Genomic DNA, 16,902 nt, shown 5'->3' on the forward strand with positions numbered 1-16,902 from the left:
TGAAAATACTCACCGTCTCTTACAAATTCTTTTATTAGTATTAAAAACTTAGGTGTTAGTAGTCTCAATATTCAAGAAACTACAATAATTTTGACAAATTAAAAAGATAGCCCTGGACTTCTATTTTTAAATAAAAGTAAAAGAATATATTAAAAAAAAGAAATTATAGTATTCTGCAATTTACTGAATACTAGATGAATTACATAAAAATCGGATTCTGATATGGAATAAAAGCTAAAATTAGTTTTCTAAATTTGAAGTATCACCCTGTGTTGACTTGATTTTTAAAAATTCATAAATCAGTAAACTAAATAAAAATTATTTAATTTTTTATCAGACTAAAGAAACTACTCTAGGAGTCTATCTCTTAATGAATTTTATTGTAAATATTGACGTTTTCCCATAAAACTTAACAAGGTATAAACCATTAGTTAAGGTGTTAGCGTCTATGCGCATTGATGATGCTTTTTTTACATCTTGCACTAATATAGATTTACCCATTATGTTAAACACTTCAATTTTATTTACTTTATCGTCTAATCCATTAATTAATATTTGATTATCCACAGGATTGGAAACGAATATTGAACTTTTATCAAAATCTTCACTACCAAGCGAATTAATATCTTCGAGTATCCATTTAGTGTTAGCTGATGCAGAGCCTGTATAATTCACGTCTCCAGAATTGTCATAAGCATATCTCCCAGTGGTAGTCTGTGGCGTATGGATATCATATGCACCAGAGCCATTCGAAAGAATTTCAAAAATTCTTGTGTTATTTGTATCAGTAGTTGGTGTTGAAGTTGTAGTTGGATAAACATTAGTAGTATGAAACCTTACAGCATCCCAATTAGGATCGGCACAAGAAATGTTATAATAACCAGTAGTTCCAACAGATTTTACCTCAAAAATTTGCGTCGCACTATCTGGTGTCATCTCATCTGCAGTTATAATATTTGAATTTGTATTGTCAACAGTCCAATACTTACTGGTTACACTATGTTTTATTTTATAAATTCCTTCTAAACCGTTAGGGTTTCCGCCATTTGGATTACTAGGTAATGCCTCAGCGTATGTTGAAGCAACCCGCATATCATCAAAATCTGTTATCACCTCAAAATCGCAAGCGTTTTCATTGTAAGCCCCCCACTTAGGATAAACTTCAATACCATCGAAGGTTTTATGATAAGCTCTAGTATTTGAATTTGCAAGCACCACTTGATATTCATCAAAATCTATATTAGATAAGGTTTGTTGCTCTCCGTTAAACCAAAATTCAATATAACCGTCGTATCTATTGTTATTGCCATCATATGTATCTTCAACTTTTACCTTAATCACAAAAGTAACCCATGTATCTTCCTGTATAGCTTGTTGCCAAAGTGTAGTACGCCTTTGAGTGATTGACCCTGGCCTATTCCAGTTGGGTTCTGCTGGCCCAAAAGCATTCAAATGCAATACACTCCCATCATATTCCATATTAAACGGATAATTCTGCTTATTTGTATTTATGTCCCCACCTTCATCAGTTTTCCATTGAAAAACAGCAATACCACCATCAGCTAGATTAGGCGTAGCATTTATGCGCCATCGCCACCCATAATAATATGTTCCAGCCTTTTGTGGAACAAAAGAATTAATATCACCAGTGGTTCTGGCAAACTCTGCCCGTTTTCTTGAGATAGGCTTTGTTATACGCCAAAATTTCCCATATACTGGATCTGTAGGCTTAGTAACAAAAGGCGGATTATTAGGATCATCAACACAGCGGTCTCCCGTTGGGTTACTATTTCCATTTGGATCCAACCTTCTAAAATTATCGTTTACAGATAAATTAGGGTCTCCATACCACAATACTTGGGCGTTTAGTTCTTGAGCTAAAAATATTACAACAAAAACCGAAAAAATATATAATCGGTATTCATTTGAACAAGCATGATTTTTAAAACAGACATTTTTCATAATTTCTTTTTTTAGCAATTTACTATTTATGCAATGAAATAAGTTTTAACAAAATATACTCTATAATTTTATAACAGAAAACAGTTTGATGCATATAACATCAAACCGCTTCCATCATTGAAAAAAAATACTTTAACGTTTTATCTTTTTATAATTTTTTTCGTGAATTCAAATGTTTCTCCATAAAACTTAAGAAGGTATATTCCACTGGAAAGAGCACTTGCATCTATACTTACAGAGGAATTTCCTTTAGTATTTTCAACAAAAAGAGACCTACCTACTAAATTAAACACCTCTACTTTACTAACATTCCTCGTTAAACCTTTAATCTCTATGCTACTAAATATAGGATTCGAAACAAAAACAGAACTCTCATCCAAATCGGCTGTACTTAAAACAGGTGGTTCAATAATCCATTGGGTTCTAGTAAAGTCGCTACCTGAATAACCAATAACCCCTGGATTGGAGCTACTGAGAGCGTTATAAACTAAATATCTAGGAGAACTAGTAGTAGGAGTGAAAATATTATAAACACCCGGAGTACTTGGAGATTCAACAACAGTCCAAATCTCAGGGTTAGATGTAGACCCACTTCCGTTCCAGGCTCTTAACTCTATAGCTGTAGTGTTATTGGCTCTTAAATTGTAGTCTCCTGTGCTAATTACAATATCATAATTACCTGATGTGCCAATTTCAACAAACTGAAATACTGTAGGATCAGTAGGAGTATTATCCCCTGCTGCTGGTGCAGAAATTGCTTTAGTTGTTCCATCAGGCGCTCCATCGTGAGAAAGATATATAGTACCGTCAGCCGTAAAGTTATTTTTTAGTCTATAGTATCCCCCATCAACAACTTGAGCATAAGTGCTTGTTACAAAGCATAAACAAAGAAACAGTGTAATTTTTTTCATAATCTTAAATAGTTTTAATTAGTAAATTTTTATGGTATAAAATTACTAGAAAAGAAGGGTGTAGAACTCCTAAAAAAGTGGACAAAACTCCTTTTTTAAGGCTTTGATGGAGGTGCTCATTCTAATAAAATAGCACAATGAGTAAAAAACTATGAATTAAAGGCTACTAGTATTCGATAAAAGATTCTGAATACGCTTTAGGAGTTTTACCAAACTTACTTTTAAAGATGCGACTGAAATATTTAGAGTCCTTAAAGCCAACCTTAAGGCTAATTTGACCAATATTAATTTTACCTTGCTCAAGAAGAAGAGCAGCACGTTTTAGCCTTATGTGCTGAATAAATTGTTTGGGTGTAAAATCTGTCCAAGCTTTTACTTTAGTAAATAATACGGATTTGCTTACACCTAATTCTTCGCAAAAATAGGGAATATCGAAATTTGAATTGCTTATGTTTTTTTCAATTATATCTAACGCTTTCTTGTAGAGTTTTTCATCTAGAGAAGACATTACAAGATCCTCTGGCTGTAAAACTTCATTGGCATTCATTTTTTGTTTTAATCTAGAAATAGATTTTAAAACATTTGATATCCTTAATTCAAACTCTTTTATATTAAATGGTTTGCTAATATAATCGTCTGCACCACGCTCTAATCCTTCTAATTTATAGATTAAGGAAGACCGAGTGGTTAATAAAATCACTGGAATATGGCTGGTTCTTATATCTCCCTTAACTAATGCACATAATTCTATCCCACTAGTTATGGGCATAACCACATCACTTACAATAAGGTCTATTTCTTCTTTAATTGCTATTTTAAATCCTTCCTTTCCATTTTCAGCTTCGTAAACATTATAATTAAACTCGAGTAGATTACGCATAAAACCTCGTAGTTGTTTATTATCTTCAACTACTAAAATTGAAGATTTTTCGACTGAAGGAATATTTTTAAAGATAGTGGTATCATCAAAACTTAAATCTTGCTCTTTTAACTGATTTTCATATAATGAAATATCTTCACTGAACTTGAAGTTTTTAACAATATCATTATCATTTAAGTGCCCTTTCCCTTTTAAAAGTTCTACCGAAAAAATAGAACCAGAGGTTTTAGTAGAGTTAGCAACACTTATTTTACCTTTATGTAAATCTATTATACTTTTAACTATCGACAAACCAATTCCAGTACCTTTATTATTGTTTTTGCTATCCTTAAGATCAGAAATATCAAAAAACCGTTCAAAAATTTTATCAACATATTCTTCTGGAACCCCAACACCTGTGTCGCTGACCGATACAACTACTTTATCTATATCTTCAATAATTTCAATATTTATTTCTCCTTGATCTGGTGTATATTTAAATGCATTAGAAATTAAATTATAAAACACCCTTTCTAACTTAGCGCTATCATAGTACAAATTGATATTATCTGATGATTTTGCAAAATTATATTTATAATCTTTAGCCTTAGCATACTCAGAAAATGACAAGCATATTTCTTCAATAAACTTTACGATATTTCCTTCTGAAGCTTCTAGTTTCATCAATTTATTCTCATACTTTCGAAAATCCATCAATCTATTGATAAGCTGCAATAATTGATTTGAGCTACTTTCAACAACTTTTAGTTTTCTGTACATCTGACTACTCCCTCTATAATTTTCTAATATTTGTTGAAGTGGCCCTAGAATAAGCGTTAATGGTGTTCGAAATTCATGAGATATATTTGTAAAAAACTCTAGTTTAGACTTATTTATTTTTTCAATTTGTTCCGTTTTTACATGCTCTAATTCTAATTGATGCTTAAGCTTAGTTTTTGTTTTTAAAGTATTAAATAGATAATACACGACAATGCAAATAGCTACAAGATATAAAGTGTAAGCCCACCAACTTGCCCATGGTGCCGGATTTACATGTATTTGTAATGCTGTTGGGGTTTGATTTACCACACCATCACTATTAATGCCTTTAACTTCAAAAGTATAGCTCCCAGGTTTTTGGATTGTGTAAGTTGCTGTGTTATTAGAAGTCATGACCCAATCTGTTTCTAAACCTTTTAAACGGTACATGTAGCTGTTACTGCCTGCATTAATAAAATTAGGGATTGCATAGGATAAACTAAAATTTCCTTGATTGTATTCTAATTCTAGGTACTTTGTATGAGAAATTGTATTTTCAAGAAGTTGATGTTTACCATCTACCTCAACAGAGGCATTTTGTAATTTGAAGTCTGTAATAATTACCTGTGGGGAATATTTGTTTTTAGTTAACTTACTTTCATCAAAATATGTTACTCCAAAGGAACCGCCAAAATAATACTGTGTTTTACCAATACGCAAACTGGCGTCTCGATTAAACTGGTTACTAGCAAGCCCCTCCTTTTTAGAATAATAAGCTTCAATCTCATCTTCAAGAGGGTTGTATTTTAAAATACCTTGTGTAAAGGTACTAATCCAGAACTTACCTTTTTCAGCTTCCTCAATACTTCGTATACCGTTAATTTCAACCTTATCTATTTTCAAAGAAACAGGTTCAAATTGATTATTTTCAAATTTAAAGAGTCCATCCTCGAACGTTCCAATCCACAACACTCCTTTGTTATCTTCAAAAATGGTATTTATTTCAAACTTAACTTTCAAATCCGCTTTATATACATGATTTGTAATTTCCTCATTTGGCGAAATACAGTTTAACCCCCTTATTGTGCCAACCCAAATATTATTTTTTGAATCTACTTTTATTGTTTTAACATTGTTACTTGTAAGCCCAATAGGCTTAGAATTAGTGTTATATATCTTAAATATATTTTGGCGTGTATTATACTTAACCAAACCTTTATAGTTAGTACCAATTAGGATGTTATCATTATCATATTGTATAATAGACAACACACCTACATTTTCTAAAAAATCAATTAGTTTTTTAGAAAAAGGTAATTTTTCAAACGCCTTTTTTTTAAGGTTGTATATGGCTATACTGTTAGTAAAAGTACCAACCCAAAGTTTATCATCATTGGTAACACAAAGCGATTTAATATTATCACTTTTAAGCGCTGATGAATTTTTAGTGGTAATATGTTGTATAGCATTTGTGTCTTGATTTAAAACAGAAATCCCACCACCCTCAGTACCAAAAAAAAGTAAGTTATTGTAATTTACAATTGAACTAACTACCTTAAAACTAAGACCTGATTTTGAGGATTTTTGACTAATATTAATAAAGTTCTTATTAAAATCATTCCAAATATTAATACCTCCATAATAAGTACCAATCCATATTACACCTGTATTATCTTTAAATAAGGTTTTGATGAAATTATCATTTATAGATTTATCATCATTATATAATGCGATTAAATCATTTTGATTATTTGATATTTGGAGTCCATTATAAGTAGCAATCCACAGTTCTCCATTATCATCAAAAAGTAATTTTCTAACATTTTTATTTTTGTCTTTTATTAGAGACTTCTCAAAGTAAGATTGAATATTATTTTTGGAAATATCATACTTTAAAACACTATTCATTTGGGTTCCAAGCAATATATTCCCCCCAGCAGTTTCTACCATATCCTGAACAAATAATGATTCTGTACCAATAATATTTTCAAATTGATAATTACCGTTTTCTTTATCTGACAACCTTAACAACCCCTTTGTTGTCCCAATTAACAGAATACCAGATTTCGTTTCAAGAATAGAAGTTATATTATTCTTTTTTAAAATTGTATAAAACTTATCTGTTTTATTATTGTAGATAGAAACTCCGCTTGAAGACACTATCCAAATTTCATGATTAGATATTTCTTTAATTACTTTAATCATATTATTTCCTAAAAACCTTGCTTTGTCATTTAAAAAATATGTTTTAAAAGCATTTTTTTTAGGGTTATATCTATTCAATCCAAAAGATGTACCCACCCAGATAAACCCACGACTATCACCTTCTATACAAAGCACTCCATTGTTACTAATGGATGATTTATTATCTTTTTGGTGTCTATAAACCGTAAATTCTTCACCATCATATTTATTTAAACCATCTCTAGTTCCAAACCATATTTGACCTAATCTATCTTGATGAATAGCCACCACCGAATTTTGAGACAACCCATCAACATCAGTTATATGACTAAACTTATACATGTCGTTTTGAGCTGAAACAAAGCGCATGAATAGAAAAATAAATATAACAGTGAACGATTTAGGCATCTTTATCAATAAAGCATTTAATTATTTAAAATTGATTTAATATAAAAAAATCGAGGACTAATAGCCCTCGATTTATAGTAATTATTCTCAAAATCTAGTTATTATTTAACTCAATCTAAATTCAAAATCTCACTACCTGCCATTAAAAAGGCACCTGTTCCAAAATTTTGCCAAGAATCTGCCGATGCTGGCTCTGGAAATGCGCCGATATTTTGCACCCAACCTACACGACCATCGTCGTGCTGGCATTTTGCTATAGCGTTCCAAGCTTTAATAACTGCTGGCTTATGTTTTTTATCTAACAAACCGTTGTTGATACCCCAGGCTAAGGCAAACGTGTGGAAACCACTGCCGCTTACTTCACCATGATTATAGGATTCTGGACTTAGTAAACTTGTTCTCCACAGCCCATCTTCTGGTTGAATTTCTAACATTTTTGCGGCCATATCTTTATATAGTTTTTCGTAAAACGGACGGTGCTTATAGTCTGCCGGCATATCGTCTAGAATTAGAGCTAAACCTGCAATAACCCAACCGTTTCCGCGAGACCAGAATACTTTTTTGCCGTTTGGCTCTTTACTATCTTTTTCTGACCCTGTCCAAACAAAACGCATATCTCTTGCGAATAACCGCTCTTCTTCATCATACAATTGGTTATAAGTTTCCATGTAAAACTTATGCATATCATCCAAATACTTAGGTTGATTGGTGTGTTTTGCATACAGGTTTAATACTGGCGGTGCCATAAATAAGGCATCGCACCACCACCATAAAATGGTTCTTCCGTATTTTGATTTATCGGTTCCGGCTTTCCAATTATCGTCTTCGTATAAATGCGCGTCTAAGAATTTTTTTGTAGGTTCTAGATCTACAAAATTCTTTCTACGGTCTGTCATATCTATATACAAATAGCTATACGAAATAGCTACATCGTCTGCATGGTGTACACGATCAAGCGTGTTCCAGTTGTTCCAATACCCTTGGTTTTTTAAAGCCGCCATATACATCATATCTTTTGTGGCTTTGTGGGCTCTAACCACGCCTGTGTAATAGGCACCGTTAGTCCAATCGGTAGGTGCAAGAGCAATAATTGGGTGTGCTTCTTGCCACTCTAAAGCATCGATCATAGATGCTTTTATTTGAGTTTTATCAATTGCTTGTGTTTCAGTAACTTTTTGAGCTGTAGAACAATTGAATAATAATACAACTGCTAGAAGTGTTAAAATTGTTTTATTCATTTTTTAGTATTATTTTTTTAGTTTGAATGTTGTTTCTAAATATTCTTGTGAAGAGGTACCCACTTTTACAGTATAGTCTCCTGCTTCTAAAACTTTTTTCATTGAAATACCAGTAAACTCTAACATTTTTGGTGTTATGGTGAAAGAAACCGTTTTACTTTCTCCAGCGTCTAGTTCTATTTTCTCAAAGGCTTTGAGTTCTTTGTCTGGTCTTGTTACTGAACCAATTTCATCTTTAATATACATTTGCACCACTTCTTTGGCTTTAACGCTACCATTGTTAGTGACTTTTACGCTAACTTCTAACTCAGTATCTGGTGTTATTTCTGCATTTGAAATTGCAATATCTGAATATTTGAAATCGCCATAACTTAACCCATGACCAAAAGGATATAACGGCCCTTTACCCAAAAATAAATATTCTTTTTTATAGTTGATTTCTTTCATGCTATAATGGTATGGCAATTGCCCAATAGATCTTGGAATTGTTACAGGTGATTTACCTGATGGCGACACCTCTCCAAAGATGATTCTTGCTGTAGAATGATCTCCAAATTCACTTAAATCCCAAGTGTCTAAAATAGCATCTGCATGTTCAGAAATGGCATTTATAGATAATGTTCTTCTATGTTTTAATACTACAATTACTGGTTTTCCTAAGGCTTTAATTTTTTCAACCAACTCGTCTTGAGGCCCTACAGGGTCTATCGTAGCGCGGTCTCCTAAAGTACTGCTGCTAAAATAAGCTTCTTTAGCGGTGTACTTATCGCCTCCTAAAAACAATATAGATACATCGGCAGACCTCGCTTTATTCACCAAACTGGCAATGGCCTTTGGATCTCTTTCTAAAAGCTCTGGTGCACCACCTTTTTGATTGGTTAATTGAAAGCCTTTTTCTGCAATAAATTTTATATTGGAACCTGCTGCAGACTCAAACATTTGTTTTGTATCTTCATTTAATAGCGGCCCTAATAATGCCACTTTTAAAGACTTGTTTTTTGATAATGGCAAGGCTTTATTTTCATTCTTTAATAAGATAACAGACTCTAAATCTGACTCTTTAGCTAATTCTAAAGACGACTCAGCTCTTACTCCTTTTTTAACCGCTTCAATATCGATGTAAGGATTATCGAACAATCCTAAAATAAATTTTGTTCTTAGTACACGTCTTACAGATCTATCTATTAGTTTTTCTAGATCTGGATTATCTTTTACCATTTCTGGTAAGTACGCATAAGAATCTTCAGCATATAAATCAATATCTATTCCTGCTTCTAAGCCCATTTGTGCTGCGGCTTCTGGAGACTCTGCCACATTCATAAAATAATACAAGCGTGCGATATCGTTAGAATCTGACACCACGTAACCTTCAAACCCCCATTGGTCCCGTAATACGCCCGTTAGTAATTCTGGATTACCATGACTTGCCACACCGTTTAAATCGCCATGAGATGCCATAACACCTAAGGTTTTTGCTTCTTTTACTGCCGCTTCAAACGGTGGATAAATTTCATCAATTAATGTTCTTTCAGAAATTTCAATGGCTGCAAAGTTAGAGCCTCCTAATACTTGCCCGTACCCTGCAAAGTGTTTTGCTACGGCACCAATATGTGTTCCGTTTCCTAAACCTTCGTAATTACCTTGCACACCAATTATGGCATTTTTAACCATTTGCGTTGTTAAATAGGTGTCTTCTCCAAACGCCTCACTCATGCGTCCAAAACGTGGATCGCGAACAATATCTGCTTCTGGAGAGTGGCACATATGCATGCCTCTTAATCGTGCTTCTCTACCTACAACATCCCACTGGCGTCGCACTAAATCTGGATTGAATGATGCTGCAGACGTCATTGGGCGACCAAACTTAGTACAACCTTCGGCATCTACACCGTTATATGATTCTGTAACGAATAATGCAGGAATACCCCAACGGTTGTTTTCTATAATGTATTTTTGAAGTTCATTGTTCAGTTTAGCAGCAGCAACAGCATCAATATGCTCTCCTGGGTTTTTAATACCTGCAATACCCAACTTTAGCTTTTCTATAACTTTATCAGAAAGTTTTAAGTTGCCGTTTTCATCAGGTTTTGTACCAATATTAGCATGAAAAATTCGCATTTGAGCCACTTTCTCTTCAAGTGACAACTTTGGCAATAATGCTTCTACACGCTCATCAATTGATAAGGACGCATCTTTATAATCGGCAGAACTAGATGCCTTTGTATTACATGACACTACAATTAATAATACGGCTATAAAAAATAATTTCTTCATTAGTTTTTAATTATTTGTTTGATTGTTAGTTTTAAATTTGAATCGGTTTAGTTTGAAAGATTGTTGGTTTACGCCTTTAAACACAAAGCACAACGACTGATTATCTTTTATATTTTTAGTTGTAAAGTTTCTTTTTTGAAAGGTATAAATTTCATTTTTAGGCACATTACAAGTAAACAAGAGTATACCATTAGCATCATTTTCTCTCACTTCTATTTGTAGTGCTGCTTTTGCAATAACTTCTAATTCTAAAGTAGTTACGTTACTTAAATTCTTAATATTTGGATAGACAACGTAGCTTAAACCTTCGGTTGGTTCTATTGAAAATCCGCCTTTGGTATTTTCAACTTTTGCTACATCATTAGACTTGAAAAAATCTTCAGCCTCAATAGTAGCATTTGCATTATAATTGCCCACACCAACACCATCAACTCTTATCGTTGCCATTTCACCATTAGCTTTATAATGCACGTAACTTATAAAACTATCTCTAAAATAGCGATTTCCAGTTTGACTGATATCACAATATACGTAATACCATTGGTTATGCCACTCAAAAAAACTACCATGGCGTCCTTGTAAAAATCCATTAGGCCACGTTGGAGCTTCATATCCTTGTGCAAAACTTTCTTCTTTTATTACAGTGTCTTTATAATCGTAGGGCCCATAAACATCGTTAGACATGGCATAAAAACAGCCCCAAGACAAATAGTATTTACCATTGTATTTGTGTACAAATGGTTTATCATCAGTTGGCATTTTTGTATTACTACCATCAGGATTGTAGGGTCCTCTCGGGTTATTTATAGTTATTTTTTTTGGTGTTTCAGCTAAACTTATCATGTCATCATTAAGTTTTGCTATATAATAGTCCCAAACACCAAAAATGATATAGTGCGTGCCGTTATCCTCAAAAATTGCCATATCATATTCATGGGTTGGCGTTAATGTACTATCTAATAATGGTTTTTCTAAAACGTCTTTCCAAGTCCCAACTGGAGTATCGCCTACTACAACCCCTGTTTGATCATTCCCTTCAGAAAAATACCAATAATATTTTCCGTTTTTATAGCCTACATCTGTAGCCCAACATCTTGTAAAGTCTTTTCCTAAGTATGTATTTTTAGGATTTAACACACTACGTTTTGTCCAATTTACCAAATCTGGTGATGACCAAATCCACCAATCTTCCATGATAAATTTATCATTATTTATAGACTTATCATGTGATGCGTAAACGTATGCGGTATCGTTAAAAATATGAATATGCGGATCGTTTAATCCTTTATTTGGCACTATTGGATTTTGAGCATAAGTAAACACTATACATCCAAATAATACTACTTTAAATAGCTGTTTATTCATATTCTTAAACATGTTTGCTTATTTACATGTTATTTCGCTGAAGTTAGCAACTTTGGCCTGTTCTAGTGTTCTATCTGTTTTAAATAGTACAAATTGATCTATAGCATGCGACCTTGAACGCCCAGAAATTTCAACATCGTAAGTTCCTGCATTATCAAATGTTACAAAAACATCATACGGATCATTATCATTTGTAGATGATCTCCAAAACCATTCTCCCAATCTATTCATATATATTTTAAACCATCCATCTTTACTAGACCCTTCTGGGTTTGGTGTTTTCCCTGAACCTCTTGGATATACGCGTAGCCCAGTATTTAACTTCTCTCCGTAAAAATCATCTCCTTTAATTCTTAACCAAGAGTCATTATGTTCTGTATTACTATTGCCTGTGGTTATTCTAGAGTTCCAAACAAATTGATAAGTTCCAGGTGTATTTATTTTTATAGAGAACTTAATTAATCCTTGCCCCGGATTATTAAAATTATCTGCCCCAGTCCAAACTAAATATCCATCGCCTTTAAAGCCTGCCAAAGCCCTAGTTATTGTCCAGCCATTGGCTGTAGCGCTAGGGTTTTCAATATCTACACGAACAAGACCATCTTTCTCAATAAATAATTTACCAGATACACAGGTATCAACTTGCTCTACTTCTTCTTCCTCCTCTTCATCTTCTTCTTTATCCGTTTCCATTATTTCTTCGGACTCATCATTTGAATTATTTGAACAGGAACTAGCGATAGCAGTTAAGTTAAAACATAAAATAAAAATTAATATATTACTCTTGGATTTTTTCATTTTCACTACTTTGCTTTCTAATGTAAATTCAATAAAATTTTTCAATGTTTAAATATAAAATATGATTACTTGACACCTATCCTGTACTATGCCGAAAATGATATATCTCCTTAAACATGAGTTAAAATCCAAAGACCAACTCATTCTTTTTTTATTAAAACAACCCAATCCTTATCATAGGACAAAGGAGGCATCCCTAATACTACAACATTACCATTAGCTTCAACTGAAGTAATAGAACCATCTTGTAAGCTCCCACCATTTCTTGGATCAAACCATTTGATTTTAAATGTATAATTAGAATTCCCTAAATCAATTTCCAAACTATCAACTACAGATTCAGCATAGACGACATAAACTTGATCTTCTTTAGCCAAGCAATATGAAGTATCATCTATTACTAAAGCATCACTAGGTTCCATCTCCCAGAACGGGATATACTTATTAAAAAACTGTAATGCATACCGGTTTTGATCCCAGAATAAATCACGACTCCTAAAATCTTGACATGTTAAATCTGAGTTTGGACTTGCATATCCAAAATACCATTCTACACCATAACCACCTGCCATAAGCGTTCCCCACATCGCTCTAGATCTTGCAAAATTATGTTCAGGGTCTTCATCATCAGGTAACAAGGCAATATTGGCTTTTCCTGGTTCATCAACTGATAGTGCCCATTTTTTACCTGTAGCGTTTGATTTTTCTCGCCATTTTAAAACTCTTGGATGTACATCTACAAACTCAGGGTCTCGCAATTGCAAAGAAGCTCCTGTTAAGGGGGATTGGTCTCCTATTAATTCTGCATACCTATCGTCTTTATTCGGAAATGTATGAATAACTAAATGACTGTTATAAGCATCTAACTTTGAAACATAATTGGCTACTTTAACAACCTCTTCAATTGGTTGATTATTTTCTTCACCTAAATTCCAATTCATGGATAAGTGATGACCAAACCTTGCAATTAATTCTCTGTAGTACAATTTACCTTCCGTTCCAAAAACACCTTTATCCATTAAATGGTCTGTCTCAGTTTCGTGTGTTTTAAAATGTAGAAATATGCCTTTTGTTTCGGCATATTCGAAAATACGTTCCCACTGATCTAACTTTGAAACATCAAATCTTGTTTTATGAAACATGGTTTCCCATGCTTCTTTATTTTTCTTTATACTGGCATAGGTTTCATAATCTTCAACTGGAACTTTCAATAGGTGTGGAAATATATTTCTATCATCACCATCTATGTTAAAGGTTAAAAATGAAAACACATTAAGCTCTTCGCTCGCTAAATAATTAATAGCACCTAAAAGGTTTTTTCCTTTAGTTTCTTGCCACAAATATTGTATTCCGCTTTCATCAAAGTCTTTTGCATGTGGTTCCCATGCTTTTTGAAAACCTAGTGCATTTGTAGAAACATCAAAATCTGTATATGCTAATAAATTCTCAGGAGCATCAACACCTAATTTTATGAAGTATTTTTGACTTTCGGCAAACTTTAAATACGATTCACCAATATATTGAAGCCTACCTTTAGCACGATTATCTTTTCCTTTTTTATCAGATTCAGAGATTGTGAATTTTCCAGATTGACCATCCATAAAACCTGCACTAGAGGCTTTTCTTAAATCATCAGACACAGCTATATTGTCTCCCTTTTTAAAAGAAACGGAGTAAGTCCATTCACCAATACCATCTGGTGTAAAACGCACTTGCCAAATATTTCCAGAACTACTACTTGTTTCAGCAGCATTACCATCGGCTGCATAAAACCCTGGAATTTCATAAGTTTTATCTCCTTTTTTAAAGATTACATCTAAACGGTAATTCAGAAATGGATTTACTTGATTTAGCTCACTAGTCTGGGGTCCTTCGAAGTTAAGAACAATTCTGTGCCATTTTTTTAGCTCGCCTTCTATTACTACCTCTTCGTATTTCTCACAAGTACTTAACACAAAAAATAACGAAAAGAGAAGATAGACGAATTTATTCATTGACTATTTATTTTATTACTATCCGCTTTACTAAGTTATCATTATTATTGGTTAACTTTAGAAAATAAACACCTTGACTAAACTTTGAAAAATCAACTTGGTTTTGTAAAACTTTACCCTTATCCAAAATTTGTCCTTGTATATTAACTAAAGTATATTCAAGGTTTTTAATATTAGATTGAATATTGAAAACACCTTCACTTGGATTAGGGTAAACAGCAACGTCATTTTGGTTAAACGAGTTAACGCTCAAAGGTGTTTTCAAAAATAATTCCAGCTTATCTGGTTCGCTAGATAGTGAGCGTTCCTGCTTTAACCTTATTACGTTTTCACCCAGAGTTAATTCAACATTAGGAATTGTATTCTGCCCATAAACATTCCAATCTCCAGTTTTTTCCATTAATACATTATCATACAATTGCCCGTTCACTGTAACATCCATAGTTGAATCATCCCTGTTTCTAACCGCTACAAACAGTACTAAATTATATAGACCCGCTTGAGTCACTTGAAATCTATATTCCAAAAATTGATCTTTGGCAAATGAATCTATATATTCACCTCCTGAAGCACTAGAGTTTGTACCTACCACTATATCAGACGATGCTGTTATATAATCTTCTGCCTCTAGTAAGTAATCAGGAACTTCAACAACAGGAATATCCTCTTCTGAAAGGGTAAATACTTGTACATGTAACGGGCGAGCATCGCCACCAGCTAGTTGCATTAAATATACATAGAGTTTATCATCTTGTACAAAAGCATCAAAATGCATAAAACTTTCACTAGCAGTTCCTGTATAAATTATTTTCCAATCACTATCATCTTCCAAAGTAGTTTTAATATTTACCTTACCACCCAAAAGCTCCACCATAAACACATGGCTTTTATAACTATAAATTTCACCTCTAACGCTTGGGTTAGGTATTAATCCATCAACACTACTTAAAAACTCAGTAGTACCAGAAGCCCTATAATAGTGAACATTTCTATTATCTACACGTGTTATAAAATGTATTGCTTCATTCTCTGTAACTGTCCAAGCAGGATCTGAAGTTGTTCTAGGGAACGTTGCCGTACCATAATCGTCTCCTGGTTCTGCAATTTTAACTGGATCTAAATTTTCGTCTATATTATTCCGTATTGGCAATGTAATCGCTTGGTTATTTACGTTAAACCATTGACTTGATTGATTTTTGGGTACTTCATTAGTATAAGCATAATACAAACCACTATTAATAGAATACCCATTAGTTGGATTAGCACTTGTATTATTAGCATACCTAATAGCAAAACCACTAAAAAATTTACCATTTAAAAAACGTTCACCTCCGTACATATTATTTCTATTAGGCAAAGGAATTGAACCATCATGAAATAACCAATTGTCTGTCCATACATTTCCATCATAGTGTGCCATAAAAATATCACCATTACCTGAACCTCCTACTCTATAACGGGTAACTAAACTTCCATCATCAGCTCTATGAATCATTGGATAGGTTATTCTTTCATAGTTTTCACCTTGTTTTAAATAATTTTGCTTTGGATTAAAAATATCTAAAGTAAACTCACTATCCGGCACAAAAGCTTTATTTTTCAAAGATACTGAGTAATTAAAAAAGTCGTTTGGCAATGATGATGAGCTATAGGCATGCATGTCATACATAATATGAATTGTATTATCTATAGTGCTTACACCTATAGCAGCGGTATTGTGGGAATCTCCTTTTGTTGGATCAGTTCCTCGAAAACCCACATGCTGATGAGGAAATTCTATGGTAACCCAACTTGAATTTGCTACATTTAAGTTTTTCCTAGAAAGCATTAAGTTACGCTTATCCATACCACCTTTGTACCATGTAACAAACACATAACCATTTACAACATCTATACAATCACCATGAGGTGTAATACGTGGTGAAAATTGATAGGCTACGCCCTTTACTCCATCAAAATACAATCCATTGTTGGCAACGACAGTAGATTCATCTAAGTTAGCAGCTAGTTGTTTTTGAGCTTCAACTAAAGAACAAAACACTAATACCAAATATAACCCTAAGTAGTACTTTTTCATTTTTTTATTAATATGTCTTTGTTCTTACACAAAACTTACAAAAAAGCCAGTAAAATAAACAATTTACTGGCTT

At 33.2% G+C, this 16,902-nt stretch carries 9 protein-coding genes; all 9 read right to left on the reverse strand.

Features of this window, described 5'->3' with window-relative positions:
* Positions 1-360: 360 nt before the first annotated feature.
* Positions 361-1,962, reverse strand: a complete 1,602-nt coding sequence (locus Q0870_RS04265) for a heparin lyase I family protein (protein WP_298551420.1) — start codon at positions 1,960-1,962, stop codon at positions 361-363.
* A 140-nt stretch (positions 1,963-2,102) separates the two neighbouring features.
* Positions 2,103-2,873: a T9SS type A sorting domain-containing protein gene (locus Q0870_RS04270; protein WP_298551421.1), complete on the reverse strand. Its 771-nt coding sequence runs from the start codon at positions 2,871-2,873 to the stop codon at positions 2,103-2,105.
* 166 nt (positions 2,874-3,039) lie between these two features.
* Complete coding sequence (locus Q0870_RS04275) at positions 3,040-7,044, reverse strand: hybrid sensor histidine kinase/response regulator transcription factor (RefSeq protein ID WP_298551422.1); 4,005 nt, start codon at positions 7,042-7,044, stop codon at positions 3,040-3,042.
* Between the two features lie 149 nt (positions 7,045-7,193).
* On the reverse strand, positions 7,194-8,321 hold the full coding sequence (locus Q0870_RS04280; RefSeq protein WP_298551423.1) for a glycoside hydrolase family 88 protein: 1,128 nt from the start codon (positions 8,319-8,321) through the stop codon (positions 7,194-7,196).
* Between the two features lie 9 nt (positions 8,322-8,330).
* On the reverse strand, positions 8,331-10,595 hold the full coding sequence (locus Q0870_RS04285) for a glycoside hydrolase family 3 N-terminal domain-containing protein (protein ID WP_298551424.1): 2,265 nt from the start codon (positions 10,593-10,595) through the stop codon (positions 8,331-8,333).
* 6 nt (positions 10,596-10,601) lie between these two features.
* Positions 10,602-11,960 carry a family 43 glycosylhydrolase gene (locus tag Q0870_RS04290; protein ID WP_298551425.1) on the reverse strand — a complete coding sequence of 453 codons (1,359 nt, stop codon included), beginning with the start codon at positions 11,958-11,960 and terminating at the stop codon, positions 10,602-10,604.
* Positions 11,961-11,978: 18 nt separating this feature from the next.
* Positions 11,979-12,758, reverse strand: a complete 780-nt coding sequence (locus Q0870_RS04295; protein ID WP_298551426.1) for a hypothetical protein — start codon at positions 12,756-12,758, stop codon at positions 11,979-11,981.
* 140 nt (positions 12,759-12,898) lie between these two features.
* Positions 12,899-14,752 carry a DUF5060 domain-containing protein gene (locus Q0870_RS04300; RefSeq protein ID WP_298551428.1) on the reverse strand — a complete coding sequence of 618 codons (1,854 nt, stop codon included), beginning with the start codon at positions 14,750-14,752 and terminating at the stop codon, positions 12,899-12,901.
* 7 nt (positions 14,753-14,759) lie between these two features.
* Positions 14,760-16,829 (reverse strand): BNR-4 repeat-containing protein, encoded by a 2,070-nt coding sequence (locus Q0870_RS04305; protein WP_298551430.1) that lies wholly within the window; start codon positions 16,827-16,829, stop codon positions 14,760-14,762.
* Positions 16,830-16,902: the final 73 nt, after the last annotated feature.

The organism is uncultured Algibacter sp. (assembly GCF_947487575.1).
GTDB lineage: Bacteria > Bacteroidota > Bacteroidia > Flavobacteriales > Flavobacteriaceae > Algibacter_B.

Coding starts and splice junctions, on each gene's coding strand:
- Q0870_RS04275 (WP_298551422.1), bottom strand. CDS start 7,044: ATGCGCTTTGTTTCAGCTCAAAACGACATGTATAAGTTTAGTCATATA.
- Q0870_RS04270 (WP_298551421.1), bottom strand. CDS start 2,873: ATGAAAAAAATTACACTGTTTCTTTGTTTATGCTTTGTAACAAGCACT.
- Q0870_RS04280 (WP_298551423.1), bottom strand. CDS start 8,321: ATGAATAAAACAATTTTAACACTTCTAGCAGTTGTATTATTATTCAAT.
- Q0870_RS04295 (WP_298551426.1), bottom strand. CDS start 12,758: ATGAAAAAATCCAAGAGTAATATATTAATTTTTATTTTATGTTTTAAC.
- Q0870_RS04290 (WP_298551425.1), bottom strand. CDS start 11,960: ATGAATAAACAGCTATTTAAAGTAGTATTATTTGGATGTATAGTGTTT.
- Q0870_RS04300 (WP_298551428.1), bottom strand. CDS start 14,752: ATGAATAAATTCGTCTATCTTCTCTTTTCGTTATTTTTTGTGTTAAGT.
- Q0870_RS04285 (WP_298551424.1), bottom strand. CDS start 10,595: ATGAAGAAATTATTTTTTATAGCCGTATTATTAATTGTAGTGTCATGT.
- Q0870_RS04305 (WP_298551430.1), bottom strand. CDS start 16,829: ATGAAAAAGTACTACTTAGGGTTATATTTGGTATTAGTGTTTTGTTCT.
- Q0870_RS04265 (WP_298551420.1), bottom strand. CDS start 1,962: ATGAAAAATGTCTGTTTTAAAAATCATGCTTGTTCAAATGAATACCGA.